The organism is Streptomyces spinoverrucosus (assembly GCF_015712165.1).
In the GTDB taxonomy this organism is placed as follows: domain Bacteria; phylum Actinomycetota; class Actinomycetes; order Streptomycetales; family Streptomycetaceae; genus Streptomyces; species Streptomyces spinoverrucosus_A.
Window position 1 is genome coordinate 190526 of record NZ_JADPZX010000001.1, and the last position, 24789, is coordinate 215314.

The window sequence follows — 24789 nt, forward strand, 5'->3', positions numbered from 1 at the left end:
TCGGTCGTGACGGGTCGTACGGGCTCAGTCCTTGACGGCACCGGCGGTCACGCCGGCGGCGACGTAACGCTGGGCGAGGACGAGGATCACCGCGGCGGGCAGCGATGCCACGACAGCGGTGGCCATGATGGCGTTCCACTCCTGGTTGTTGTTGCCGATGTAGTGGTAGATGCCGAGCGTGATCGGCTCGTGGCTGCCGCCGTTGACCAAGGTGCTGGCGAAGACGAAGTCGGACCAGGACCACAGGAAGGCGAACAAGGACACCGTGACGACGGCGTTGCGGCTCATCGGCATGACGATCGACCAGAACGTGCGCAGGGCGCCGGCTCCGTCGGTCTTCGCGGCCTGGAGCAGTTCGCCGGGGATGCCGGACATGAACGCGGTGAAGATGAGCACCGCGAAGGGGACGGCCAGGGTGGAGTCGGCGACGATCAGCCCGGGGACGGACTGGAGCATGCCGAGCTGGAGGTAGATGGCGTAGAAGCCCATTGCCATGATGATGCCGGGGATCATCTGGGCGACCAGGAGGAGAAAGCCGAGCAGTCCCCCGCCGCGTGGTCGTAGTTTCGCCAGCGCGTAGCCGGCCGGGGCGGACAGGGCCACGGTCAGGACGACGGTCCCGAGGCCGATGACGAGGCTGGTGCCGAGGTAGGGCAGCTGCTCGTCGAGGACCGTGCGGTAGCCGTCGAGGGTGCCATGGATCGGCAGCAGGTCAGGCGGGCTCTTGCGCATGTTCTGGTCGCGGGTGAGGGACACGTTGAGCATCCAGTAGACCGGGAAGAGCATGATCGCGGTCAGCAGCAGAGCGACGGCTGTCTTCCACGGTGTACGGCTGGAGCTTCGGTTCATGACAGCGCCTGCTTTCGCTGGACCCGCACGTAGACGAGGCCGAACACCAGGGCGGCTACGACCAGCAGGTTGCCGACCGCCGCGCCGGGGCCGAAGGCGGGCAGGAGGTTGCCGAAGCCGAGCTGGTAGGACCAGGTGGCAAAGGTGGTGGACGAGTCGGCCGGGCCGCCCTTGGTCATGATCCAGATGATGTCGAAGACCTTGAGCGTGTACACCAGGCCCAGCAGAAGGGTGATCGCGGACACCGGGCGCAGCAACGGGAACGTGATGCGCCAGAACCGCTGCCAGGCGTTCGCCCCGTCGAGTGCCGCCGCCTCGTACAGGCCGGCGGGGATGGACTGCAGTCCGCTGTAGAGCACGACCAGGTTGAACGGGACGCCGATCCAGATGTTGGCGATGATTACCGAGGTCAGCGACCAGGAGGGCGAGGTCAGCCAGTTCACCGGGTCGATGCCGACCGCGCTCAACAAGGCGTTCACCACACCGGATTCGCTGTTGAGCATCCACGACCAGGTGGACGCCGACACGATCAGCGGCAGCAGCCACGGTACGAGGAACAGGGCGCGCAGGGTCGCGGAGAGCCGGAAGTGCTGGTTGAAGAAGACCGCGAGGGCCAGGCCGATGGCGTACTGGAAGAACAGGCAGACGGCGGTGAACACCACGGTGTGGGTGAGCGCCGGGCCGAAGGTCGGGTCGTCGAGGACCGTGCGGTAGTTCTCCAGACCGGTGAACGGTGCGTTGCCCTGAACGAAGGAGCGGACGGTGTAGTTGCGCAGGCTGAGGTCGATGTTGCGGTAGAGCGGATAGGCGTAGAAGAGGGCGAGATAGAGCGTCACCGGGGCGAGGAAGGCCCAGGCGGCCCACTGCGTCGAGGCGGGGCGGCCTGGTTTCGCGCCGCGGGCCGGGGGCGGGGCGACGGTTGCCGCCCCGTTCCGGGTACGGACGGCTGAGCGGTCCGGCGGATGTGTCGTCGGCTTCATCGGGCCCATGTCACTTGACCGCTGCCTGGGCCGAAGTCAACGCGTCCTTGGGCGACTCGGTCCCGCTGAGGGCCGACTGGACCGCCTTCCACATCTGCTCGGAGATCTTCGGGTACTCGGTGCCCAGGTCGTCACTGGTGCGCCCCTTGGCTGCCTTCACCGCGTCGACCCAGGGCTTCAACTCGGGGTTCGCCGCCACCTGCTTGTCCTGCACCTCGCTGGTGGGGGCCACGTAGGACAGGGTGGTGTCGGTGTCGTACAGGTTCTGAGTGCTGGTCAGGCAGGCCGCCAGCTTCTGGGCGGTGGTGTAGCGGCCGGTGTCCTCCTGGACCGGGAGCGTGACGAACTCGCCGCCGGTCGGGGCGGCCGCGTTGCCTCCGTCAGCGGCCGGTATGGGCAGGACGCCGTAGTCGAATCCGGCCTTCTCGGCGCCTGCCAGCTGCCAGGTGCCGTTTTCCGCGAACGCGTAGTCGCCGCTCGTGAACTCCTGCCAGCTGGTCGTCTGGGTGTTGTTGAGTACGGAGTTCGGGGCATAGCCCTGCTCCAGCCAGTCCTTCCACAGGGTGAGGGCCGAGACGCCCTGGACGGAGCCGAGTTCGGTCAGCTCGGCGCCGGCGCCCCAGAACCAGGGAAGGAACTGGAAACTGCCTTCCTCGGTCCCGATGGCGGAGAACGTGATGCCCTTCTTGCCGGCCTTCTTGACCTTTTCCAGGGCCGCCGTCAGCGACTTCCAGTCCTTGACCGACGCGATGTCCACCCCGGCTTCCTTCAGGACCTTCTTGTTGTAGTAGAGGGCGAGGGTGTTGGCGCCGATGGGAGTGCCGTAGGTCTCTCCCCCCACCTGACCGGCCGCGAGCAGGTTGGTGTCCACCTTGGAGGTGTCCAGCTTGTTGTCGTCGGTCGTGGTGAGCACCCCCGCCTCGGCCAGGGTCGACACGACCGGGTTGTCGACAATGAGGACGTCCGGGGAGTTGCCCTGCTGTGCCGCCAGCAGCGTCTTGTTGGCCAGGTCGCTGGTGTCGAACCCGGTCCGCTTGATCTTCACGCCGGCCTCGGTGCCGCACTTGTCCAGCAGTTCGGTCCACGCCGAGCCCTTGGCGAACTGCGGATAGGGGTCCCAGATGGTGTACGTTCCGCTGTCCGCGCCCTTCGCTCCGGTGCTGCCCGAGCCGGAGGAGCAGGCGGTGCCGGCGGCGGCGAGGACGGTCGACAGGGCCACGGCGGCGAGGCGCCGTCTGGAGCTGCTGTGCATCGCGGGTTCCTTCGTTCTTGGCATGGAGGTGCCGAGGCAGGGGCGACGTGGGGATGACGGGTACACCGAACGGAGGCAGTGAGCGGGCCGGCGTACCGGAGGAAGGCGGTTGGGGTCAGGGCTGCGAGGCGCCGGAGGCGGGACCGGTGCTGGCCCGCAGGGAGATCGGGGGTGCCAGCAGATGGTGCCGGACAGGGAGGTCGGGCTGGCCCAGCCGCTCCACCAGCAGCTCCACGGCACGCCGGCCCATCTCCTCGGCCGGCACATCCGCCGCGGTGAGCTGCGGGGTCACCGTCTCCGCCCAGCGGGCTGCCACGACTCCGGTGACGGAGAAGTCACGCGGCACATGGCGGCCCGCCCGGGCCAGCCCTCGGTACAGGCCTCCCAGGGCGGCCTCGTTCAACGTGACCAGCGCCGTGGTGGCCGGGTCGTCATGGAGGATCTGTTCCAGGCAGGCCTGGCCCGAAGCGGCGTCGTCCCCGCAGCAGTACGTCCGCACCGTCAGCCCGCGCTCGGCCGCGGCCTTGGTGAACCCGTCCAGTCCGCGGTGCGCGGACTCGTACCCGGCCCGCAGCAGCTGCTCGGGACGGTTGACGAAGGCGACCCTGCGGTGGCCCAGGTCAGCGAGGTGGTGGACGCACGCCGCCGCCAGTGCGGTGTGGTCCAGGGCGACCCACCAGCCGTCCTCGGGGTGTGCGGTGCGGCCGATGGCGACGAAGGGGAAGTCCAGCGCGGCCAGGTGATCGGCCCGGTCGTCCGCCAGCCGGATCTCCATCAGGATGGCGCCGTCGACCCGCCGCTCCCCCAGCAGCCGCTGGAACGAGCGGTCGCTGTCCACGCCGCTCGGCGACAGCAGCACGTCGTAGTCGTGGGCCGCGGCGGCCTCCACGACGCTGCCGATGAAGTCCAGCTGCATGCCGGTGTAGTGGTTGCCGGCCGGCGGGAAGACGAGGCCGATCGTGCTGGTCCGGCCGTTGGCCAGGGCGCGGGCGCTCGCGTTGGGCCGGTAGCCCAGCTCGTCGATGACCTCCTGGATCTTCCGGCGTGTCCCGTCCGAAACGGGGCGCTTGCCGCTCAGCGCGTAGGACACGGTGCTCCGCGAGACACCGGCCCGCCGGGCGATCTCACCGATGTTCACGGCACTCCTTCGTCGAACCGGTTCGATAGCGAGCCGGTCGTCGAACCGGTTCGCGTGAAGCGAAGGTAGGAATCCTTCTCGGAGCCTGTCAACACCCCTGTCCACATTTCCCACGGCCCGAAAACAGGCCGCGACAACCTGGCGTCAGAGGGATTGCTGGCCGAGTGCCCCGGTGCTAGCTTCGCCGAACCGGTTCGATGAGGCGATCCTTCCGGCAACCGGGGACGCGCATTCGGCCTCCCCGCTCAGGTGCGCGGCAGCCGACCCGTACCCCGAGAACGCCCTGCGTTCCGGGGACGCGCGATTCGAACCGATTCGACTCTCCGCCACTCAAGGACTGAGGACGCAATCCATGCCATCCGCCGACAGATCCACACGGCGCCGAGCCGCGGCCGCCGTGGCGCTGACCCTCGGCGCCGGCCTGCTGGGCGCGCCGGCCGCCCCCGCCCAAGCGGCCGAGGCGCCCCAGCCCGCCGCCCGCTACAGCTTCGACCAGGACGACCTCGCCTCCGGGAGGATCACCGACAGTTCCGGCAACGGCGTGACGGCCACGCTGGTGAACGGCTCCACCGCCCAGTCCGTCGCGGGCACGAACGGAGGCAAGGCCCTGGCTCTGCCCGGCGGGGCACCCACCTCCAACGGCGCGTATGTCCGCCTGCCCCGCGAAGTGCTCGGCGACGCGAGCGACTTGACGATCTCCGCCCGGGTGAAATGGAGCGGAGACAAGTCCTCCTGGCAGCGGATCTTCGACCTGGGCACCAACAGCACCAAGTACCTGTTCACCACGCCGTACAACGGAAGCGTGCTGCGTACCGCCGTCACCACCGGAGGCGGGGGTGCGGAAGCACAGGTCTCCGGGTACGCGCCGCTTCCCGCGGACGAGTGGCGCACGGTCACCGTCACCCTCGACAGCTCCGCCGGCCAAGTCACCACCTATCTCGACGGCGTTGCGGTCTCCTCCGCCGCGACCGGCGTCAAGGCCAGGGAACTGCTGGACGGTTCGGCCACGGCCGCCGGATACATCGGCAAGTCCTTCTATCCGGATCCGCTGTTCAAGGGCGCGATAGACGACTTCACCGTGTGGCACGCGGCGCTCAGCCCCGAGCAGGTGGCCGGTACGGTCGATGCCGTGCCGACCGTCCAGGAGCTCTCACGGACGTCCTTCGAGGTCCGTACCACCACCGGGACCGCCCCGTCCCTGCCCGCCGCCGTCCGCTCCTCCTTCTCCGACGGCTACGACCGCGACACGCCCGTCACCTGGGAGCCCGTACCGTCCGAGAAGTACGCGAAGCCGGGGACGTTCACGGTCGCCGGTACCGCGGCCGGACGCGCGGTCGAGGCCACCGTCACCGTGGTCCGGGAGGGGCAGCTCACCGTCGACCTGGGCTCGGACACCGGCGCGTTCCACGGTGGCGCCTCCGGCACTCTCTACGGCGTGTACGGACCGGACGTCCCGACGAACAACCTCATCGAGGGCATGGGGCTGCGCACGGTCTCCACCAAGGCGCAGGACGGTCCGCAGCACCCCGGCGCCGACGCCCTGGAGGTGGTGAAGCCGCTGGCCGACTCCACCGACGGCGACGTGTACATCTACATGACCGACATCCACCGCGGCTTCCCCTACCAGTGGCCGGGCGACACGCCCGAGGAGAAGGTCAAGCTCTACAAGGAGAAGATCGCACAGCAGGTCGACCAGGTCCTGAAGCTGCCGAAGCAGTACCAGGACAACATCGTCTTCGTGCCGTTCAACGAGCCCGAGGGCAACATGTTCGGCACCGGCGAGTGGAGCTACAACAAGACCAGCTGGCTCGACGACCCGGACGACTTCTTCGCCGCCTGGGACGACGTGTACAGGCTCATAAAGGGCAGGATGCCGGACGCTCGCATCGCCGGCCCCAACACCAGCGTCCTCTACAACCAGGTGAAGGGCTTCCTCACACACGCCCTGGCCGCCGGTACCCTCCCGGAGGTCATCACCTGGCACGAGCTGAGCCACCCGGAGGCGGTGCGGCAGAGCGTCGCCAAGTACCGGGCGTGGGAGCAGGACCTGTTCAAGGGCACCGACCGCGAGGGCACCCAACTCCCCGTCAACATCAACGAGTACGCCTTCAACTACCACACCTCCGTCCCCGGCCAGATGATCCAGTGGGTGTCCGCGATCGAGGAGTCCAAGGTCGACGCCGACATCGCGTACTGGAACATCGACGGCAACCTCTCCGACTCGGCGGTGCAGTCGGGCCGCGGCAACGGCCAGTGGTGGCTGCTGAACTCGTACGCCTCGATGAGCGGCCACACGGTGAAGGTGAATCCGCCGTTCCCCGGCGAGAACTACACCATGCAGGGCGTCGCCACGCTCGACGAGAAGAAGAAGCAGGCGCGGCTGATCTTCGGCGGCTCCACCGGCAAGGGGCACATCACCTTCGCCAAGGTCCCCAAGAAGGTCTTCGGGGAGCGGGTGCACGCGTGGGTGAAGGAGGTCGAGTGGAGCGGACAGGTCGGTGACAGCACCGGCCCGAAGCTGCTCGCCGAGCAGAACCTGAAGGTCGGTGCCGACGGCACGGTGGTCGTCGACTTCGGCGACGGCGTGCTTCCGACGCTGAAGGAGTCCTCGGCCTACGAGATCGTCCTCAGCCCGGCCGGCAAGGCGAAGGGCACCCAGTCTCCGCCCGTGCGCTGGCAGGGCTCCTACGAAGCGGAGGACGCCGCCCACAGCGGGTCCGGGTACTCGAAGAACGGCCCGGAGGGTTCGCCGCGTGATGTGTCGAAGTTCTACACCTCCGGCGGTTACGACGTGGGCGGTCTGCGCACCGGCTCGGATGTCGCTCTCGACTTCACCGTGGACGTACCCCAGGACGGCACCTACGACCTGAGCGTCTTCGCCAACTCCCTCAACACCTTCGACAGGGTGAAGGAGCAGGGCCCCACCAACGTCTTCCTGCGCGTCGACGGCAAGGCCGACAGCGAGCAGGAGCTGCACCTGCCACTCGGCTACAAGTGGGTGGTGTGGGACCACACCGACACCAAGGTGAAGCTCACCAAGGGCAGGCACACCCTGACACTCGCCGCGAAGAGCCTCGACGGCAGGCGCGCCACCAAGGGCGACGCCATTGTCGACCGCCTCACCTTGTCGTTGCCGGATGCGTCGGCCGACACTCAGGTGTACGAGGGCGAACTGGCCTGGCTGGGCGGAGGGGCAACGCCCGTGTACGACCTGCCGAAGCGGGCGGTCACGGGATCGGGGGCCGCCCAGCTCAAGAAGGGCCAGACCGCGACGTTCTGGGTGTACTCCCCTGCCGAGCGCGAGGCCACCCTGAGGGTCGACACCCTCGGCGGCACGAACGCCCGGCTCTCCGTCAACGGGCATGACGTCCTGCGTCTGGTCAAGGGCCGCAGCAGTGCGGCGGTCTCCCTGTCCGGTGGCGTCAACAAGGTGACGGTGACCGGAGGATCGTCGCCCACTCTCGTCGACCGCATCACGGTCACACCTGGCGAGGGCAGGCTTCCGACCCGCGCATACGAGGCCGGCGACGCCGAGCTCGCCGGCTCGGCCACGCTCACTCCGCTCTCCCTGGCCACCGACGGCACGGCGATCACCGGCGTCGGCGGCGACCCCGGCAACGACAACACCGCCACGTTCACGGTCGCCGCGGACCGGGCAGGCCTCTACGCGCTGCGTATCCGCTACTCCAACCCCGAGCAGTCCGAAGCCACTCACTACAACCCGGACCCACTCGCCCGCCACGCCGACATTGCCGTCAACGGCGGCGAGACGCGGCGCGTCAACTTCCCGCACAGCTTCCACCAGAACAACTTCTGGGAGCTGACCGTCCCGTTCCATCTCAAGAAGGGGCAGAACACGATCGTCTTCCGCTCCCAGGAACTGCCCAACTTCGACGGCACCACTTACGCTTCGGATACTTTCCCCGGCGTCCTGCTCCGCTCCCGTTACGCGCCGCTGATCGACAGGATCACCGTGGCGCCGTACGCCCAGGAGGTGCGGTGAGACAACCGCCGCCTACCGCGTGGACCTGCGACGGCCAGAACAACCAGAAGTGGACCCTCAACTGACCTCCGCGGCAGGAGCATGAAGCACAACCGGCGAGGACGCGGCAGCGCCCTCGCCGGTCGACGTACGACAACCTCAGGGCTTCGGCTAGTTTCGAATAACGTTATCGCACATCCCTCCCCTACTCTCCCGCACCACGGACGCGCACCTCGCCGGAGCCGCGGACCTTCAGGGTGACCGGGACGATCACGGTCTGGACCGGGCGGGTGGGGTCGGCCATGCGGGCGCGGAGGAGTTCGACGGCTGTGCGGCCGATCTCGGCGGTCTCCTGGGCGATGACCGTGAGGGCGGGTTGCAGGAGGTCGGCGAGCGGGACTTCGTCGAAGGCGACGAGGGCCAGGCGGGAGGCCGCCTGGGGGCCCAGGTGTCGCAGGACGGTGAGGGTGGTGTCCATGTTGCCGGTGACCAGGGCGGTTGCCGGTTCCGGGCCGTTCAGGGCGGTGTCGAGGGCGGCGGCGACGCGTTCGGGGGTGACCTCGCCGGGGTGGACCAGGCCTTCGACGGCTTCGCCGTGGGCGCGCAGGGCCGCGCGGAAGGCGGCGGCGCGTTCGCGGCCGGAGAAGACGCGTTCGCTGTCGCCGACGTAGGCGATGCGGCGATGGCCGTGCTGGTGGAGGTGGTGGAAGGCCATGCCGATGCCGGAGGCGTTGTCGGACATGACGCAGTCCACGGAGATGCCGCTCATCGGGCGGTCCATGGCCACCAGGGGCATGCCGGCGTCCAGTTCGGGCTGAAGGTAGGCGTGGTTCTCGCCGAAGGGCTCGACGATGATGCCGTCGAGGCGCTGGCGGCACATGGAGATCAGGATGTCGTGCTCCCTGGTCTCGTCGAAGTCCGTGGAAGCGGCCAGGAGCGTCAGGCCGGCGTCGCGGGCCGTTCGTTCGATGGCGGCCAGTTCCGGGTTGACCTCGGCGATACGGCGGACGGCGGCGCCGATGGTTCCGGTGACACCGGTGCGCAGTTGCCGGGCGCGTTCGTCGGGGCGGTAGTTGAGCGCGGCGATCGCGGCCTCGACCTTGGTGACGTACTCCGGGCCCACCGTGGGGTCCTTGTTGACCACCCGTGACACGGTGCGCAGGGCCACCCCGGCCTCGCGTGCGACGTCGACCATCGTCGGGCGCTTGGGCCGTCCCCCGTTCCCACGCCGTGCTCGCGTCATCCGGCAGCTCCTCCTCGAAACATCGGACCGATATCAGACCGACTCTTGACACATTCCCGCAACGCGCTTCTATCCTCGCGATAACGTTATCTCGAAGGATGCCGCGGCGTCGATCCTGTCCCGTCCGCCCAGTCCCTCGGGCCGCATCGTCCCTCCAGGAGACTGCCATGAGGCGCAAACGTCCGACCGTTGTCTGCCTCGCCGCGGCGCTCGCCCTCACCGGATGCTCTGCCGCGTCGACCGGAGGTGGGGAGGGCGACAGCGCCCTGACCTACCTCACCTTCGAGACTCCCAGCCTGACCGCGAAGTTCTGGGACACCTCGATCGCGAACGCCGAGAAGAAGGTCCCGGGCGTCAAGGTGAACAAGATCGTCGCGCCGAGTACGGACCGGGACGCGTATGCCAAGCAGTTGCAGGCGTCGGGGCAGTTCCCGGATCTGCTCCAGTCGATCACCCCGTCGACGTTCGCGACGGCCGGGCTGCTCAAGCCGTACGACCAGACGTGGGTGGACGCCAAATTCCTGCTGCCCATGGGCAACGCCTACAAGGGCAAGGTCTACATCCCGCCGACCAACTCGCAGATCATCCCCGAGGTCTTCTACAACAAGAAGCTGTTCGCCGAGGCCGGCATCAGCGCGCCTCCGAAGACGTGGTCGCAGTTCATGGCCGTGTGCGCCAAGCTCAAGGACGCGGGTATCACCCCCGTCGAGCTGGGCGGCGGCGATCCGTTCTCGGCGTCGATGCCGCTGGTCGGGATCCTCTCCGCCGACGTGCTCGGCGAGAACCCGAACTGGCTGAAGGAACGCTACGCCGGGAAGGTCAAGTTCACCGACGCCAACGTCAAGGCCGCGGTGACCAAGTACCGGACGATGGTCGAGAAGGGCTACTTCAACGACGGCGCCCTGGGGGTCAAGTACGCCGACTCGATCACCAACTTCACCTCCGGCAAGGCCGCGATGTACATCATGGGCAGCTGGTTCCTCGGTGCGGTGCCCAAGGACCGCGCCGATGACTTCGGGGCCTTCCTCACCCCCACCGACGACGGTTCGCTCGTCGTGCCGTTCTCGGTGGGCGGCTCCATGGCGGTCAGCGCCAAGGCGGCCGACCCGGCCAAGGCGACGGCGTTCGCGCAGGCCTGGTCGCTGGACCCGGCCAACTACAAGACCCTGATCGAGGGCGACGGCGCGTTCCCGATGCTCAAGGACAAGACCCTGGACGACTACGGCGTCAGCGTCACCAAGGTCTTCAAGGACTCGTACTCCTACGTCACCGCGCAGAACGAGAAGGTCTCGGCGTTCGGCTGGGCGACCAACGACGACTCCATGCCCTCCGGGCTCAACAACGCCTTCTACGCGGCCAGTCAGGCGCTCTTCTCGTCGGACGACATCGACGGGGAGCTGGCCAAGCTGGACGCCGCCTGGGACGCGGCGACCAAGTAATCCCGAGGGAGACGCATGACCACCCGAGTCCGCCCGCGCCGTGGCGACCCCGCCCTGGGGTCGATCGCGCTTGTCGCGCTGGGCCTGTACGTCCTGTTCATCGTCATCCCCGTGATCATGAGCGGCTGGAAGAGCCTGACGAACGAGAACCCGCTCCTCGCCCAAGCGGACTTCGTCGGCCTCTCCAACTACACGGAGATGACGCGCGACAGTGACCTGGCCGCCAGCCTGAGCTTCACGCTGCTCCTGGCCGGCGCGGTGACGATCGTGGCCAACGTGGTCGGCATCGGCTTCGCGATGCTGCTCAACAGGACGTCGCTGAGCTACCGGATGATGCGTACCGTCGCGTTCCTGCCGCAGGTGCTGTCCGGTGTCGTCGTCGGCTACGTATGGCGTTACATCCTGGCCCGGGACGGCATCCTCAACAACGTCCTGGTCTCCCTGGGGATCATCGGTGAACCGATCACCTGGCTCGGCAGCCCGCGCCTGGCCATGTTCTCCGTGGGGATCGTCGCGGCGTGGGTCCTGACGGGGTTCACCACGGTCGTGCATCTGGCCGCGCTTCAGTCGATCCCCGTGGAGCTGTACCAGGCCGCGCTGGTGGACGGGGCCGGCCGCTGGCAGCGGTTCAGGCGGATCACGTTCCCGATGCTGGCACCGGGCACCACCATCAGCGTCACGATCTCACTGATCACGATGCTGAAGCTGTACGACATCATCGCGGTGCTGACCTCGGGCGGTCCGGCCAACTCCACCCAGTCCACGGCCCTGTACATCATCCAGCTGGCCTTCACGGACAACCGCTACGGCTACGCCTCGGCGGTCGCGATGCTCCTTCTCGTCGTCTCCATCGTCATCGCACTGTCCGTGACCGCCCTGCTGCGTCGCCGGGAGGTCGACCTGTGAGCGCATCGACATCGCACCGGCCGACGCAAAGGCCGGTGTCCCGGAGCCGGATCGCCCCGCAGGTGGCACCCGCACCGCCCAGGAACCGCCGTGCCTGGACCAGGAAGGGGCATCTCGTCTCGGCCGGACTGATCATCCTGGCCTTCGTCAGCCCGATCTACCTCACGATTGTCAACGCCTTCAAGACGCAGGACCAGATCATCCGCGACCCGGCGGCTCCCCCCGTTCCGCCGACCACACAGAATCTGACGGACGCCCTGGCCCGACCCGACCGGATCGTCCAGATCGGCCTGACCAACTCGGCGGTCACCGTCGTCGTCTCGGTGCTGCTGATCATCCCGCTGGGCGCGGCCCTCAGCTTCTGGCTGTCCCGCCGCCCGGCCCGGCTGCGCCGGATCATCCTCGCGGGCTTCGCGGCCGGGTTGATGATCCCGCCCGCGGTGATCCTCCTGCCGACCCTCCGCATTCTGACCTTCCTGCACCTGGACCACAGCTATGCAGGGCTGATCCTGTCCAACGTCGGGGGCGGCTACCTGTCGTTCGCGGTCTTCGTCTACTCCGGATTCCTGCGCTCGATCCCCGGCGAGATCATCGAGGCCGCGACCGTGGACGGCGCCGGAACGCTGCGGATCTGGCGGACGATCGTCATGCCGCTGCTGCGCCCGGCCACGGCGACCGTGGCGATCTTCCTGTCCCTGTGGATCTGGAACGACTTCATGAACCCGCAGTTCATCCTCGGACCGCTGCACGGCCAGACCATCACCACGGGGCTGTATCTGTCGGTCGGCCAGTACTCGACCAACTACGCCCAACTGTTCGGCGTGATGCTCCTGGCGGCGGTCGTCCCCGTCGCCGGCTACCTCGCACTGCAGAAGCAGTTCATCGCCGGTCTCACCTCGGGAGCCACCAAGTGACCGCACAGACCGCCGCCGGCCCCGTGGGCATCGGCCGGGCCGGCGTCCCGGACCTGGACGACGTGGCCGGGCACTGGGTCGCCCTCGACGACATCGCCCATCTGCCCTCGCTGCGCAACCAGCAGGGCCAGGGCCACGTCAACCACGACCTGACCTCCCTGTCCTGGCTTGCCGCCCCGCCGTTCACCTTCGGCTACCACACCGGCGAATTGCGTGTGGACGGTACGACGCCCGCCGCGCAGCGCTTCCGGTGGAAACAGTGGGGCGTGACCCGCGAGCACCGCGGCGCTGGGCTGCTGCTGACCACCGAAACCCGGATGGCGCTCTCCCGTGACCTGCTGCTGTGGCACCTCACCGTCACGAACGAGACCGGCGAGGCCAGGACGGTCGAGCTGGCCCAGGACCTGTTCGCGCTGGTCGCCCACTGCGAGGTCGGTTACGGCTGGCTGTACGACTGCCCGTGGAACCACGGCATGCACCACGATTTCATGGCACTGGAACGCATCCGGGCCACCACCGGCGGACGCGCCCGGCACTATCTGCTCTCGCCGGCGCCGCGGCGGCTGCGTCTGGGCAGGCCTCGTATCCCCGGGATCCAGCGCGACGAGGACGACGGTCCGATGCTCCTGGACGACGCGCTCCCGGCGCACGTCAGCCATGACAAGGAGCCGCAGCCGCGGACCGGCGTGGCGGGGACCGTACGCGGGCTCCGGGTCGAGGCCGCCGACGGCACGCTGACCCTGCGGGCCGACGGTCCGATCACGCTGACGCCGGACGACGAGGCCGGTCTGGACGCCTTCGCCCTCTCCCCCGGTCTGACGATCGCCTTCGAGTTGCGGCTGGACGGGGCGGGGCAGTCCGGGACCGTCCTCACCCACGGCAACCATCCCGACTCCCTCCAGATCGGCCTCGACGACGGCCGCCTGTGGCTCGGCATCACGGGCGAGCGGGAGTTCGCCGACGTCGAACTCACCGACGGGGACTGGCACCGCGTACGCGTGGACGTCGAAGCCGACCACGTCGTACTGCGTCTCGCGGAAGCCGAGATCGCGCGTACCCGGCACTGGACCGAGTCGCGCCGCTGGACGTCCCGCGTCGAGGACGGCACGGTCACGTTCGCCGACTCCCGGTCGCCGGCCCACGCCGCCTACGCCTTCGCCGGCCCGTCGGCCGAGCTGCGGACCGAGGGCGCCGGCGGTCGCGCCACCTGGACCTGCCGGATCGAGCCCGGTCAGAGTGTGACCATCGGGATCAGTTGCGCGTACGGAACCGACCCGGGCGCCGTATCGGCGGAGGCCCGCGCCGCCGCGGAGGACTTCGAGGCGACCCTGCGTGCGGGGGAAGACGGCTGGCGACGGCTGTGGACGAGCATGTTCACGCCGGGCAACCCCGACTTCTCCGGGCACCTGCCGACCTTCACCACCGATGACTCCGGACTCGCGCGCACCTACTACATGGGGGCGTTGCAGGCGCTGTACCTGCGCAACACCCGCATCCGGCCCGGCGAACCGGTGTTCCTCACCGGCGGCCCCCGGCTCGGGCCGACCACCACCTACTTCTGGGACCACGCCGAGTGGAGCCGGATGTACGCCCTGCTGGAGCCGGCCGGCCTGCGTTCCTGGCTGCTGCGCGTCCTGGCCGGGCCCTACCACGACTCCTTCGGTGTCGAGAACCTCGGCGGCGGTCCCCTGGGCAACGCCTACAGCGCCAACGACTACGCCCTGTTCCGGCTCATCGAGCACTACGTCTGTCTCACCGGCGACTTCGCCTTCCTCGACGAGTCGACCGGTGGAGCGACCGTCCTCGACCATCTGGAGCGGCTCGGGCTCGGGTGGCGCGATCGGCGCAGCCCGGCCACCGGTGGTGTGCTCGCCGACTTCGGTGCCGATCCGTGGCACCTGCTGGAGTGCGTTCCCACCTACACCGGGGTCGTCGCCTCCTTCAACGCCGCCTATGTCGCCTCGACGCGTTCGCTGGCCGGGCTGTACCGGCGGCTCGGCCGCCACGCGGACGCCGACCGGGCCGACACCGAGGCCGGTGAACTGGCCGAAGCGGTCCTGGACCTGTATGCCGGGGCGGGCCGCTGGCAGGTGCGCCGCCCGGACGGCACCGACACGATCGGGCACTGCCTGGACTTCGGCCTCGTCGCGGCCGCCCTCCACCGCGAACTCCCCCAGGAGACCCGGCGCGAGATGGCCGATTTCGTCACCGACCGTCTGCTGGTGGGCGGTTGGATGCGGGCGCTGAGTCCCGACGATCCGATCGCCGCCGCCTCCGACCGCCCCGACCATGGCGCGGCCGGCGCCTTCGCCGCCTGGCCCGGGGTCACCGCCCACGGCCTGGCCGGCCTCGGATACCGCGACCGGGCGGTCGACCTCCTGCGTGATCTGTCGTCCGCCGCCTCGGGCGGTCTGTGGGGCCAGGCCATGGAGATCGTCAACGGCCCGGACGGACGGTACCGGGCCCGGGTGGCCGAGCGCGGTGTGGCCACGCGCGACAACATCGCGGGCGCGGCCGGAGCCGAGGCGGTGCTCTCGGCCCTGTTCGGAATCAACCCGACCTTCGCGTCCGGCGGGCTGCCCGCCGCCTTGTCCGTCGAGGGGGTCGGGAGGCTCACGCCTCTCAGCCCGACCGACCCGTACTCACAGAAGGACTGACATCGCCATGCCGCCCGTTCGTGGCTACGAAGCCGAACCCTGCCACAGCATCACAGGAGAGGTCGGCACCGGTTACCAGGACGCGGTCGCCGGCCTCGCACCGGGGCTGGTCCTCGCCGTGGACGGCCCGGTGGCCGTCGACTGGGAGACGGTGACCGCCGGGATCCACGAGGCGCTGGCCGCCCATGACATCGTGGCGAAGCAGCTCGACATGCGCGAGTACTCCGCCCCCTGGGAGGAGATCCTCGCCCGCACCGCGTCCGCGGAGCTGGAGCACGACCCGGACTTCGCCCCGTTGTCCCGGGCCGGTCTGGCCGACTTCTTCACCGAGGTGCCGGAGCCCGAGGCGGCCGTGCACTGCGTCACCGTCGTCTTCGGACCGGGGGCGGCCCTGGTCGCCCCCGACAGGCTCTGGTACGCGGATCTGCCCAAGCGGTACGCCGAGGCGCAGATCACCGGCGGCACGGGCCGCAATCTGGGGCAGCCGGCCGGCACCGGACCGGGCACGACCCGCCGCCTGTTCTACATCGACTGGCCCGTCCTGGACCGGCACCGCGACACTCTCGTCACCGGCGTCGACCTGTGGCTGGACACCCAGGACCCCGGGGCTCCGGCCTGGTTGACGGGCCCCGCCCTGCGCGCAGCCATGGCCGACCTGGCCGGACGGCCCTTCCGCACCCGCCCCACCTTCAACACCACGTCCTGGGGCGGCCATTGGGCCCAGGAGCAGCTCGGCTTCAACCGCGAGGCACCCAACACGGCCCTCGGCTACGAACTCATCGCGCCGGAGAGCGGAATCCTCGTCGGCGCTCCCGACGGCCCTCGCGTCGAGGTCCCGCTGCAGGCGCTGGTCGCACTGCACCCCGAGGAGGTCCTCGGAGAACCCGTGCACGCGATGTTCGGCACGTCGTTCCCGATCCGCTTCGACTACCTCGACACCGTCGGCGGCGGAAACCTGTCCGTCCACTGCCACCCGCAGTCCGACTACATGCGGCGGGTCTTCGGGTGGCCCTACACCCAGCACGAGACGTACTACATGATGGTCGGCGGACCCGGCCGTCAGGTGTTCCTGGGCCTGCGCGAGGACGCCGATCTGGTGTCCTTCCGACGCGAGGCGGACCGGGCGGTCCACGACGGGGTGCCGTTCGACATCGAACGCTACGTCCAGACCTTCCCCGCCGAGCCGCACCAGCTCTTCCTGATCCCGGGCGGCACCCCGCACGGCAGCGGCGAGGGCAATGTCGTACTCGAAATCAGCGCGACGCCCTACCTGTACAGCCTTCGTTTCTACGACTGGCTGCGCACCGACCGCGACGGCCGGCAGCGGCCCGTCCATGTCGGCCACGCGTTCGAGAACCTCGATGCCGCCCGGTCGGGGGAGGCCGTGGCGAGGGACCTGGTCCAGAAGCCGCGGACGCTGCGCTCGGGCGACGGCTGGCGCGAGGACGTCATCGGCCGCCTCCCGGAGATGTTCTTCGAGGTCCGGCGCGTCGAACTGGTGGCGGACGCAGCCGTGGACGACGCGACGGATCACCGGTTCCACGTCGTCAACGTGGTGGCGGGCGACGGGATCCTGCTGGAGACGAGCGGCGGACACCGCTACGAGCTGGCCTACGCCGAGACGCTGACCGTGCCCGCCTCGGTGGGTGCCTACCGTGTGCGGGCCCTGGGCACGGGCCCGGTCCGCTATGTCAAGGCGCTGGTGCGGTGACCGTCGGCAGCGGGACCGTCGTATCGGTGCTGGAGGTCGGCGGCACCCATGTGACCGCGGCGAGCGTGGACACCGGGACCCGCGGGCTCCGCTCCGGTCTGTCGTTCCGTGAGCCGCTGGACGGCGACGGCAGCGCCGAGGACATCGTGTCGGCCCTCGTGTGGTGCGCCGCCCGGCTGCCCGCGCAGCCCGCGGGCCGGTGGGCCGTCGCGCTGCCCGGCCCCTTCGACTACGAACGCGGCATAGGCCGGTACGAAGGGGTGGGCAAGTTCGACGCACTGCGCGGTTTCGATCTCCGAGCCGCTCTGACCGCCTCGCTGCCCGACGCCCGCTCCATCGGCTTCTGCAACGACGCGGACGCCTTCGCGCTCGGCGAATGGTGGGCCGGGGCGGCACGTGGGCACCGCTCGGCCGTCGGGATCACCCTCGGCACCGGTGTGGGCTCCTGCTTCCTGCGCGACGGCCGCATCGTGCGGCACGGCCCCGGAGTACCGCCCGAAGGGCGGGTGCACGCCGTGCGGTACGCGGACAAGCCCCTTGAGGAGACGGTGTCCAGACGTGCCCTGCGGCGGGCCTACGCCCAGGTCACCGGCGAAGTGCCGCCCGATGTCCGGGAGATCGCGCGGCGAGCGCGACAGGGGGACCGGGCCGCGGCCGGCGTGTTCTTCGAGACGTTCGGGGTCCTGGGGAGGGTGCTCGGGCCGTCGCTCGCGGCCTTCGAGCCGACGGTTGTCGTGGTCGGGGGTGCCATCGCGGGGGCGTGGGACCTGGTGGCCGAGCCCCTGCGCACGGGCCTCACCGAGACCGATCCGGCCCGCACCGGACGCATCGTCATCACACCGGCGCGGCGCCCGGCCGACGCCGCGCTGCTCGGCGCGGCGTACCTGGCCACGGCCGCGGTCGCCACGGCGTCCGGTGGGCCGTACGGCCGTACCGGGCCGCTCTGAAACGCCCGCTCGATCAGGCGGGACAAGGCACCACCGGATGAGAAGAAAGGTCACACCGCAGTGACATTCAAACTTCGCCACCGGCGGCGGGTCGGCACCCTGCTGGCCTCGGCCCTCGTGGCCGTCGGCCTGACCGCCGTTCCCAGCGGCTCCTCCGCCGCCGTACAGACCGTCAGCAATCCCACCGCCGCTCAGGCTCTGCGCACCGTGGCGCAGTTCCAGGGTGAGTGGGACTCCCCGCCCACCACGTTGCACAACGGCGGCACCGTCGACGCCCCGCTGCTGGGCAACGGCGATGTCGGCGTCGCGGTCGGCGGCTCCATCGACGACCAGACGTTCTATCTCGGCAAGAACGACTTCTTCTCCACCGCCACCAACGGCATCGAGCCGCTGGGCCGGATCGGGCTGTCCGTGCCGGGCCTGGCGGGCTCCAGCCATCACGTCGTACAGAACATCGCCAAGGCGCAGGTCGAGGGCACCTACACCCTCGGCGACGAGACGCTCTCGGCGACGAGCTGGGTCTCGGCGACCCGGAACCTGTTCGTGACGACCCTGCGTCTGTCCGGATCGCGCGCGCAGGCCGCCACCGTCACTGTGCAGGACGGGCGCGGCCAGACCCCGGCGACTTCCGTCAAGGGTGGGGTACTCGACGCCGACGTACAGGCCGGTACCACCGACGCCCCCGGCAATCCCCACGCGCGTATCGCGGCGACCGTGCTGGACGGATCCGCGAGACCGTCGGGCAACCGGATCAGCCTGACCCTGGAACCGGGCGTGACCTACACCGTCGCCGCCGCGATACAGAGCAGCCGTGACACCCCCCGCTACCAGTCCGTCGCCCACTCCATGGCCGCCTCGCTGACCGGCGGCGCGCTGACGAAGCTGCGCACGGCACACGCCTCCTGGTGGCGGGACTACTGGTCCCGGTCGTTCGTCCAGATCCCCGACCAGGCCGTCGAGAAGGGCTGGTACGGCTCGCTCTACCTGCTCGGCTCGGTCTCACGGGCCGGGAAGTACGCGCCGGGCCTGTGGGGCAACTGGATCACCGGGAACATGAACTGGTACGGCGACTACCACACCAACTACAACTACGAAGCGGGCTTCTACCCGGCGCTGTCGACCAACCGCATCGCGCAGATGGAGCCCTACGACAAGCCCGTTCTGGACTGGATGGAACGGGGCAAGGCGAAGGCGGCGGCCCACGGCTACAAGGGCGTGCTCTACCCGGTGGGCATCTCGCCCCACGGCACCAGCGCGGCCGACGACCTCTACAACCAGAAGTCCAACGCCGTGAACCTGGCCAGCGTCATGGTCATGCGGTACCAGTACACCCGCAGTGCCGACTACGCGCGCAAGGTCCTTCCCTACCTGAAGCAGGTCGCGCTCTTCTGGGAGAACTATCTGACCTGGGACGAGGCCTCGGGCACGTACAACATCCACAACGACGCGCCGCAGGAGGGCGGGGTCTACCCGCAGACCAACAGCATTCTCTCGCTCGGCCTGGTGCACCTGTTGTTCCAGGGCCTCGTCGACATGAGCAAGGACCTCGGTGTCAACGACTCGCTCATCCCCGTCTGGCAGAACATCGACAGCAAACTCGCGCCGCTGCCCACGATGACGAGGAACGGGCAGACCGTCTTCCGGCAGACCTCCGAGGGCGCCGGCTGGGTCAGCGACGGCAACGACATCGCCATTCAGGCCGTCTACCCCGGCCTACAGGTCGGCCTGAACAGTTCTGACGAGCTGCTCCAGATCGCGCGGAACACCATCACGCAGCTCAACAACTGGCACAGCGACAACTCGCCGGCCACCCTGTACGCCGCCGCGGCGATGGTCGGCTACAACCCGAGCACGCTGATGGACGAACTGCACGCCGAGGCCACCACGTACTCCTATCCGAACATGGCGGTGCACCACTTCGGCGGCGGTGTCGAGAACCTCAACGTCATCACCTCGGGGCTCGACGAAATGCTGCTCCAGTCGTTCCAGAAGGACATCAAGGTCTTCCCGAACTGGCCCGCCAACTCCAACGCCAAGTTCGGCGACCTGCTGGCCTACGGCAACTTCCTGGTCTCCAGCAGCATCCGGGACAACACCGTGGAATACGTCCGGATCAAGAGCCAGTCCGGCGGGAAGCTCACCTTCACCAACCCCTGGCCGGGACGCTCCATGGAGTACTACGCGGGCGGCGTCCGCAAGGGCACCCTCTCGGGCACCACGATCAAGCTGAACACCTCCGTGGGCCAGACGATCGAGCTCGCCCCGGCCGGAACCAGCCTGGCCACCATCCGCCATGAGCTGGCCCAGCCCGCCGAGTCCTCGACCACCGAATCGTTCGCCACGGGCTTCGAAGCCGGACAGACCCAGCCGACCTGGACCGACACCGTCGACACCAAGGGCGGCGGCTCCTACGGCGTCACCGGCCTGTGCTGCGGTCTCCTGGGCCCCCAGGCGGCCGTGCGCATCGGTGAGCGGGCCCACACGGGCGAAGCGACATTGATGTACTCGGGCTATGCAGGCGGCGGTCCCTACGACCACGCGTACATGCAGGTCTACGGTTTCAACGGCGCCCCGCTCACCGTCCGCGACGACACGACGCTGAGCTACTGGATCTTCCCGCAATCAAACGCCACCACTCCTTGGGTGGCCGAGGGCTCCGACGACAGTACCTGCGTCGCCGTCGACCTGATCTTCACCGACGGCAGTAACCTGCGGGACTCCGGCGCCGTCGACCAGTCCGGCACCAGCATCCATCCGGTCCGGCAGTGCGGCCGACTGGAGCTGGACACCTGGAACCACGTCACCGTGAACATCGGCGAGGTCAAGGCCGGACAGACGATCAGCAAGATCCTCGTCGGCTACGACCGGCCGGGGGCCACCGGCGGCTACCGAGGCTACATCGACGACGTCAGCATCGGCTGACACCCACAACACCCGACCGGTGGGCCGGCACCTGCTGCCGGCCCACCCCCGCCAAGTACCTGTGTCACATCCTCTTTCCGCAGGTCACGAGGTCTAGCGGTAGCGGGGCAGCGGCATGACGGGGTGCCGGGCCGCGACCTGAAGGCGAGTCAACTGCCGGGCGCTCGCGGCCCGTTGCGTTTCCGGGGCTTCACTCCAGGCTTGCGAGGAGGTGCAGGGTGGACTCGATCGCGCCCATCTGCGCCATGACCGTGCGGATGTAGGGGTCGTCGGGCTTCTTCCGCTTCTCCTTCTGGTGCGGCAGGAGGATCCCGGCGATGAAGTACTCCACCCGGTGATGGACAGTCTCGAAGAACGCCCGCTCGTAGCCGACCCAGACCTCCGGCGCGTCCTCCAGCATCCGGTAGCCCCACGCCTTGTCCCAGGTCACCGGTGGAAGCCCCTTCGCGGCGGCGACCTGGCGCAGGTGAGCGAGCCCGGTGTGGACCTGAGCGCGGGTGCGCTCGGTGGCCGCCATCAGCTGGACGATCGTCAGGCCGGCAGGACGGGCCTCCAGCAGGGCGGACAGGACGGCTTCGGCGTGGACGTGAGCGGGCACGCCCCGCCCCATGGCTACTCGCCCGAGCCCTTCAGCAGCTTCTGAAGCTGCTCGTCCAGGTCGACCTCGCCGCGGGTGACCGCGTTCTCGGCCTGGGCGCTGCATCCCCGCCCACGGGACCACCATGGGGGTCCAGCCAAAGTAAGCCGAAACCCTGTGGAGCCCGCCTGCGTGACGTGGAATGCTCTTGGGCGACTGCTGAAGGAAGGGAAGGTCACAAAGGTGTACGTCCCGTCATCTGCACGAGCTCTCGATGCTGATGAGCGTGAGCTCGTGGAGCTGGCACGCCGCACCATAGACGCGCATACCGACGCCGGGCCCGACGAAGACGGGATCCACACGATGGGCGCCGCGGTCATGGCCGCCGACTACCGGATGTTCGCCGGCGTGAACCTCTACCACTTCACCGGCGGACCCTGCGCCGAACTCGTGGCTCTGGGAGCCGCGCGAGCCCAGGGCGCCCGCCAGATGCGCTGCATCGTCGCCGTGGGAAACCACGGGCGCGGGGTCGTCGGCCCGTGCGGGCGCGATCGGCAGGTCTTCGTGGACTACTACCCCACCATGCGCGTCATCGTGCCCACCCCCGCGGGGCTCAGGTCCGTGCTCGCCGCCGACCTGATGCCGCTGGCGCAGCGATGGACCCCGGAGTCGGGCACGAACGGTCTCGACCCATCGCTCTACCAAGACCCCGAGACGGCCGGTCCCCCGATCATTCGGTTCAACCCCCGCTACCTCGAAGTCGTCCGCTCCGGCGCCAAGTCCAAGACCACCCGCTTCCGGGACCCGGCGCAGCTCGGCCCGGCACGGCTGGTGTTTGAGAGCGACCCCGAAGTCGTCCTGCCGGCAGAGGTGACCGGTATCAGGCACTGCCTGGTCAGCGACCTCACCAACCAGGACGCCCAAGCTGAGGGGCTGACGACCGCAGCCGAACTCCGGGAAGCCCTCGAGGGCCACTACCCAGATCTGGCGGGAACCGACGAAGTCGACGTCATCACCTTCCAGATCAACGACAAGACGGGCGCCGCTTGAACCTGCGGCCACCGTACGGCTGACAGCCACAACCACCCAGTCCGGGCAGCACGGGAGAAACACCCGACGGCCTACCCCTGACGGGCCAGTACAATGAGGGCCCTCCCGCGTTCTCCGGGAGGGCCCACCTCACCTCTTCAGCCGGGAGCACACGATGTGCAGGCGGCGCATCACGGCGAGCAGGATTCAGACTTCCCCGCCGTCTCGGAGGCACCGCCATGTAGCGGAGTCGACGATGCCGTACTCCCACTGGAAGTTCTCGACCGCGGTAGACGTCACCGGGCCGTAACGGCCGTCGAGAGGATCGCCGTAGTAGCCCCACCAGTCGAGCAGCCACTGGACCTCGCGGACGCGGTCGCCCGAATCGCCCGCGCCCAAGTGGACGTTCCACGCCCAGCTGTAACCCGCCGTCAGGCCCGTGTAGTTGGCGGTGGTCCGCCGCCAGACCAGGCACCGCGACTGAACGTCGACAACGGCTCATCGGCGTCGCCGAGTTCGTCACCCACCTCGACGCGGCCGGACTGCTGCGCCCAGAGGCGGATCCTGCCCAGCTGACGGACGCTCTCTGGGCCCTGGCTGGCCCAAAGTTGTACACCCAGCTCACGGCAGGCCGGGGCTGGTCCGCCAAGACGTACGAACAGTGGCTGACCGACACGCTCACCGCCACGCTCCTCCAACCCCGGAAGCGGTAGGCGCCCGCCGCAACCATCCAGGCGTGGCGACGGTCCTCGGCGGGCTACTGCCCGTGGGGTAGCCCGCGATGGGGCCGTCCACGAGTGTTTCCTGCGTCGATCCGCCGACCGCACCGGGACCGGCGCCCTGGGCGTGCTCGTACGTTCCATCAAGGCATCGCCGTTTCCTCCCGGCATCTCACGGAGGGCGCCGCCGGGCCCGACGAATCGGTGGCGCGAGCGCTGGACGAGGCGGCGCTGACCACCTGACGGAGCGGCACCCGTGCCCCCGCCGACCTATCGCCACCGATCGTGGCGCTGATCTCCGCCCGGCGGATCGCCTCGTCCGCCGTGGTCACGGCGCTCATGCGCGCCGGTGAACTCAGTCCGCACCCGGTCGACCGGTCCCACCGTTTGGTCGAGGCCGCTTTCCTCGCCGCCACGACCGCGGCCAACCGGACCAGATGAACCATCGGTTGGCCGAGTCGGGGCAGACGCCGGACACCCCGACCCGGCTGGAGGGGCTGGACCTGGCGGTGGCCTGCGGCTACCAGTTCTGGGAGCGCCAGGTCTGGGCCGTGCAGACCTCGGGCGCGACGCTGCGCGGCAACGCGGTACTCCCTGTCCGTCGAGAACGGCTCACTGAGGATTTCGGCCTCGGCGACCGTCGACCGGTACCGCCATGGCCTCACCGCGGCGAAGGGACTCGCGGCCCGCCTGCTGCGGCTCTCCCTGTCCGCCGTCGCCCACCCTCATACCGACCCCGCCGCGACGGCTCAGGCCGTCGAGACCACGGCGGCTTCCGCCACCGACATCACAGAACAGCGAGAGGTATTTTCCATGGCTCCCAAAATCGCGGTTGTCTACTACTCGTCCACCGGCACCGTTCACGAGCTCGCGGAGTCCGTCGCCGACGGCGCCCGCAAGGAGGGTGCGGAGGTGCGGTTGCTGCGCGTGGCCGAACTGGCGCCCGCCGAGGCCATCGCCTCGAACGACGCCTGGGCGGCGCACGCCGCGGCCACCCAGGACATTCCGGTGGCGACCCCTGCCGACATCGAGTGGGCCGACGCGGTCATCTTCGGCAGCCCCACCCGGTTCGGCAACATCGCCAGCCAGCTGAAGCAGTTCATCGACACCCTCGGCGGGCTGTGGGCGCAGGGCAAGCTGGCCGACAAGGTCTACAGCGGATTCACGGCCACCGCCTCCGCGCACGGCGGCCAGGAGTCCACGCTGCTCGCGCTGTACAACTCCGTGCACCACTTCGGCGGCATCATCGTCACCCCGGGCTACACGGACCCGATCAAGTTCATCGACGGCAACCCGTACGGCACCAGCCACGTCAACGGCCAGGGAGCGATCCCCGTCGACGACACGGCCCGCAACGCCGCCGTGTACCAGGGCAAGCGGGTGACCGCCGTCACCGCGCAGTTCAAGGCCGCGTAACCGGCGGCGGCGCAGACGATCCGTGTGCCGGCGGCGGGGGCTGTCGTCGGCACACGGTCGCTGCGTGGGAGGGGCACCGGGATCCGGCTGTCGTCGCGCCTGCCTCGG

General features: G+C 69.2%; 19 protein-coding genes. 11 read left to right on the forward strand and 8 right to left on the reverse strand.

From position 1 onward, the window contains the following. Positions 1-24: 24 nt before the first annotated feature. The 4 genes from I2W78_RS00885 to I2W78_RS00900 form a co-directional block, all read right to left on the reverse strand. Positions 25-849 carry a carbohydrate ABC transporter permease gene (locus I2W78_RS00885; protein ID WP_196456035.1) on the reverse strand — a complete coding sequence of 275 codons (825 nt, stop codon included), beginning with the start codon at positions 847-849 and terminating at the stop codon, positions 25-27. After that, positions 846-1829, reverse strand: coding sequence for a carbohydrate ABC transporter permease (locus I2W78_RS00890; RefSeq protein ID WP_196456037.1), 984 nt, complete (start codon positions 1827-1829; stop codon positions 846-848). Before I2W78_RS00890 ends, I2W78_RS00885 begins: the two co-directional genes overlap by 4 nt. 10 nt (positions 1830-1839) lie before the next feature. After that, positions 1840-3081, reverse strand: a complete 1242-nt coding sequence (locus tag I2W78_RS00895) for a sugar ABC transporter substrate-binding protein (RefSeq protein ID WP_196456039.1) — start codon at positions 3079-3081, stop codon at positions 1840-1842. A gap of 115 nt (positions 3082-3196) precedes the next feature. Beyond that, entirely contained in the window at positions 3197-4219 is a 1023-nt protein-coding gene (locus tag I2W78_RS00900) for a LacI family DNA-binding transcriptional regulator (RefSeq protein WP_196456041.1), read from the reverse strand. Between the two features lie 352 nt (positions 4220-4571). Here I2W78_RS00900 and I2W78_RS00905 point away from each other — a divergent pair, with 352 nt between their 5' ends. Further along, a complete protein-coding gene (locus tag I2W78_RS00905; protein ID WP_196456043.1) occupies positions 4572-8222 on the forward strand; it encodes a LamG-like jellyroll fold domain-containing protein in 3651 nt (1216 codons plus the stop codon). 184 nt (positions 8223-8406) lie between these two features. Here the strand turns inward: I2W78_RS00905 and I2W78_RS00910 are convergent, their stop codons facing one another. Beyond that, positions 8407-9444 (reverse strand): LacI family DNA-binding transcriptional regulator, encoded by a 1038-nt coding sequence (locus I2W78_RS00910; RefSeq protein WP_196456045.1) that lies wholly within the window; start codon positions 9442-9444, stop codon positions 8407-8409. 167 nt (positions 9445-9611) lie between these two features. On the opposite strand from I2W78_RS00910, the gene I2W78_RS00915 reads away from it, so the two are divergent. From I2W78_RS00915 to I2W78_RS00945, 7 genes are read left to right on the forward strand one after another with little or no spacing between them, the layout of a single operon-like run. Beyond that, the gene (locus I2W78_RS00915) at positions 9612-10883 is read left to right on the forward strand and encodes an ABC transporter substrate-binding protein (protein WP_196456047.1); all 1272 of its coding nucleotides are present in this window, start codon (positions 9612-9614) and stop codon (positions 10881-10883) included. Between the two features lie 15 nt (positions 10884-10898). After that, a complete protein-coding gene (locus tag I2W78_RS00920) occupies positions 10899-11789 on the forward strand; it encodes a carbohydrate ABC transporter permease (RefSeq protein ID WP_196456049.1) in 891 nt (296 codons plus the stop codon). A gap of 35 nt (positions 11790-11824) precedes the next feature. Then, positions 11825-12703 carry a carbohydrate ABC transporter permease gene (locus I2W78_RS00925; RefSeq protein WP_307783570.1) on the forward strand — a complete coding sequence of 293 codons (879 nt, stop codon included), beginning with the start codon at positions 11825-11827 and terminating at the stop codon, positions 12701-12703. Continuing rightward, complete coding sequence (locus I2W78_RS00930) at positions 12700-15360, forward strand: hypothetical protein (RefSeq protein WP_196456051.1); 2661 nt, start codon at positions 12700-12702, stop codon at positions 15358-15360. Before I2W78_RS00925 ends, I2W78_RS00930 begins: the two co-directional genes overlap by 4 nt. A gap of 7 nt (positions 15361-15367) precedes the next feature. Beyond that, a complete protein-coding gene (locus I2W78_RS00935; RefSeq protein ID WP_196456053.1) occupies positions 15368-17071 on the forward strand; it encodes a class I mannose-6-phosphate isomerase in 1704 nt (567 codons plus the stop codon). Beyond that, the gene (locus I2W78_RS00940) at positions 17068-18018 is read left to right on the forward strand and encodes an ROK family protein (RefSeq protein ID WP_307783571.1); all 951 of its coding nucleotides are present in this window, start codon (positions 17068-17070) and stop codon (positions 18016-18018) included. Before I2W78_RS00935 ends, I2W78_RS00940 begins: the two co-directional genes overlap by 4 nt. Before the next feature lie 60 nt (positions 18019-18078). Further along, on the forward strand, positions 18079-20940 hold the full coding sequence (locus tag I2W78_RS00945) for a glycosyl hydrolase family 95 catalytic domain-containing protein (RefSeq protein WP_307783572.1): 2862 nt from the start codon (positions 18079-18081) through the stop codon (positions 20938-20940). Between the two features lie 190 nt (positions 20941-21130). On the opposite strand, the gene I2W78_RS00950 is transcribed toward I2W78_RS00945, so the two are convergent. Both I2W78_RS00950 and I2W78_RS41025 read right to left on the reverse strand, forming a co-directional pair. Next, positions 21131-21538 (reverse strand): RacP protein, encoded by a 408-nt coding sequence (locus I2W78_RS00950; protein ID WP_196456055.1) that lies wholly within the window; start codon positions 21536-21538, stop codon positions 21131-21133. Positions 21539-21552: 14 nt separating this feature from the next. After that, positions 21553-21678 (reverse strand): hypothetical protein, encoded by a 126-nt coding sequence (locus I2W78_RS41025; RefSeq protein ID WP_269066289.1) that lies wholly within the window; start codon positions 21676-21678, stop codon positions 21553-21555. Between the two features lie 133 nt (positions 21679-21811). Between I2W78_RS41025 and I2W78_RS00955 the strand changes: the two genes are divergently transcribed. Beyond that, positions 21812-22567 carry an ASCH domain-containing protein gene (locus tag I2W78_RS00955; RefSeq protein WP_196456057.1) on the forward strand — a complete coding sequence of 252 codons (756 nt, stop codon included), beginning with the start codon at positions 21812-21814 and terminating at the stop codon, positions 22565-22567. Positions 22568-22753: 186 nt separating this feature from the next. Here I2W78_RS00955 and I2W78_RS41560 read toward each other — a convergent pair whose 3' ends face one another. Beyond that, positions 22754-22945: a peptidoglycan-binding domain-containing protein gene (locus I2W78_RS41560; RefSeq protein ID WP_196456059.1), complete on the reverse strand. Its 192-nt coding sequence runs from the start codon at positions 22943-22945 to the stop codon at positions 22754-22756. Positions 22946-23550: 605 nt separating this feature from the next. On the opposite strand from I2W78_RS41560, the gene I2W78_RS00965 reads away from it, so the two are divergent. Then, positions 23551-23706, forward strand: a complete 156-nt coding sequence (locus I2W78_RS00965) for a hypothetical protein (protein WP_196456061.1) — start codon at positions 23551-23553, stop codon at positions 23704-23706. Positions 23707-24078: 372 nt separating this feature from the next. After that, positions 24079-24681: an NAD(P)H:quinone oxidoreductase gene (wrbA, locus tag I2W78_RS00970; protein WP_196456063.1), complete on the forward strand. Its 603-nt coding sequence runs from the start codon at positions 24079-24081 to the stop codon at positions 24679-24681. Positions 24682-24789: the final 108 nt, after the last annotated feature.

Bases quoted from the DNA above. Each gene is read 5' to 3' on its own strand.
- I2W78_RS00885 (WP_196456035.1), bottom strand. From the start codon at position 849: ATGAACCGAAGCTCCAGCCGTACACCGTGGAAGACAGCCGTCGCTCTG.
- I2W78_RS00890 (WP_196456037.1), bottom strand. From the start codon at position 1,829: ATGAAGCCGACGACACATCCGCCGGACCGCTCAGCCGTCCGTACCCGG.
- I2W78_RS00895 (WP_196456039.1), bottom strand. From the start codon at position 3,081: ATGCACAGCAGCTCCAGACGGCGCCTCGCCGCCGTGGCCCTGTCGACC.
- I2W78_RS00905 (WP_196456043.1), top strand. From the start codon at position 4,572: ATGCCATCCGCCGACAGATCCACACGGCGCCGAGCCGCGGCCGCCGTG.
- I2W78_RS00910 (WP_196456045.1), bottom strand. From the start codon at position 9,444: ATGACGCGAGCACGGCGTGGGAACGGGGGACGGCCCAAGCGCCCGACG.
- I2W78_RS00915 (WP_196456047.1), top strand. From the start codon at position 9,612: ATGAGGCGCAAACGTCCGACCGTTGTCTGCCTCGCCGCGGCGCTCGCC.
- I2W78_RS00920 (WP_196456049.1), top strand. From the start codon at position 10,899: ATGACCACCCGAGTCCGCCCGCGCCGTGGCGACCCCGCCCTGGGGTCG.
- I2W78_RS00935 (WP_196456053.1), top strand. From the start codon at position 15,368: ATGCCGCCCGTTCGTGGCTACGAAGCCGAACCCTGCCACAGCATCACA.
- wrbA (WP_196456063.1), top strand. From the start codon at position 24,079: ATGGCTCCCAAAATCGCGGTTGTCTACTACTCGTCCACCGGCACCGTT.